The 1,195-nt window shown below is 54.5% G+C and carries 1 protein-coding gene; it reads right to left on the bottom strand.

Features of this window, described 5'->3' with window-relative positions; all coding sequences use genetic code 11:
• Positions 1 to 16: 16 nt before the first annotated feature.
• Positions 17 to 1,131, bottom strand: a protein-coding gene (locus CR159_RS21310) for an IS3 family transposase (RefSeq protein ID WP_439650597.1) whose coding sequence is annotated in 2 segments (ribosomal slippage) — positions 17 to 879 and positions 879 to 1,131 — 1,116 coding nt in all. Because the reading frame shifts where the segments join, the coding sequence is not laid out codon by codon here.
• Between the last annotated feature and the right edge of the window lie 64 nt (positions 1,132 to 1,195).

The following is a 1,195-nucleotide window of genomic DNA, read 5'->3' on the forward strand; positions in this document are numbered from 1 at the left end:
GGTAATCCCCCCATTTTCAGCAGTGAGCGGCAGTAGAATCAGTTAAATATTTACTGGCTAGTTTCTGTCTTGGAGTGATGCCGCCCAGTGCCATGTTGGGTCGTTCGTTGTTGTAAGTCCAGAGCCAAGCAGTGGCGCCGTGCTGAACTTCCTCCAGACTGCCAAACAGATTTTGGGCGAGCCAATCATAACGCACGGTTCGGTTATAGCGCTCGACGTAGGCATTTTGCTGAGGGTTTCCGGGTTGGGTGTGGATGATCGTAATGCGTCGCTTGGCGGCCCATTCGAGCATCGTTTTACCGACGTATTCAGGACCGTTATCGCATCGTAGACAGGCCGGCTTGCCGCGCCATTCAATGATCTGGTCCAGCGCACGCGTTACACGTTCAGCCGGCAGCGAGAAGTCTACTTCGATACCCAGCCCTTCACGGTTAAAGTCATCGACCACGTTAAAGAGCCGGATACTGCGGCCGTCCGCCAGCTGATCGTGCATAAAGTCCATTGACCAGATCTGGTTGATCGCCGTGGCCGTGCCCAAGGGTTCCGGGCGTTCGCGCACTAGGCGCTTTCGAGGCTTGATACGTAGATTCAATTCCAGTTCCCGATAGATGCGGTACACGCGCTTGTGGTTCCACTTGAAGCCTTTGACGTTGCGTAAGTACAGGAAACATAAGCCAAAGCCCCAGTTGCGCTGGGCAGTGGTCAGGCGTAGCAACCAGTCAGCGATCACGTCATTTTCATCGGCGTGTTTCGCCTGATAGTGATAACCGCTCTCGCTGATGCCAAACGCTTGGCAGGCCAGGCGGATACTGGATTTAAAGTGCTCAATAGCACAACGCGCCATCTCTTTGCGTCGAGATGGCGCTACCACTTTTTTCGTAGCGCTTCCTGCACCATTTCAGCCTTCAGGCGCTCTTCGGCGTACATCTTCTTAAGCTGCCTGTTTTCAGTCTCAAGCTCCTTCAGGCGTGCCATCATCGAGGTGTCCATGCCGCCGTACTTGGCGCGCCACTTGTAGAACGAGGCGCTGCTCATGCCGTGTTCGCGGCACAGTTGCGGCACCGGTGTGCCGGCTTCGGCTTGTTTGAGGATCGCCATGATCTGGCTGTCGGTAAATCGGGATTGCTTCATTGCTCGAATTTCCTTGTTGTGGAAATTCTACTTCAGCTCACTGCGGTTCTATGGGGGGATTACC

This window comes from Pollutimonas subterranea (assembly GCF_002849655.1).
GTDB lineage: Bacteria > Pseudomonadota > Gammaproteobacteria > Burkholderiales > Burkholderiaceae_B > Pollutimonas > Pollutimonas subterranea.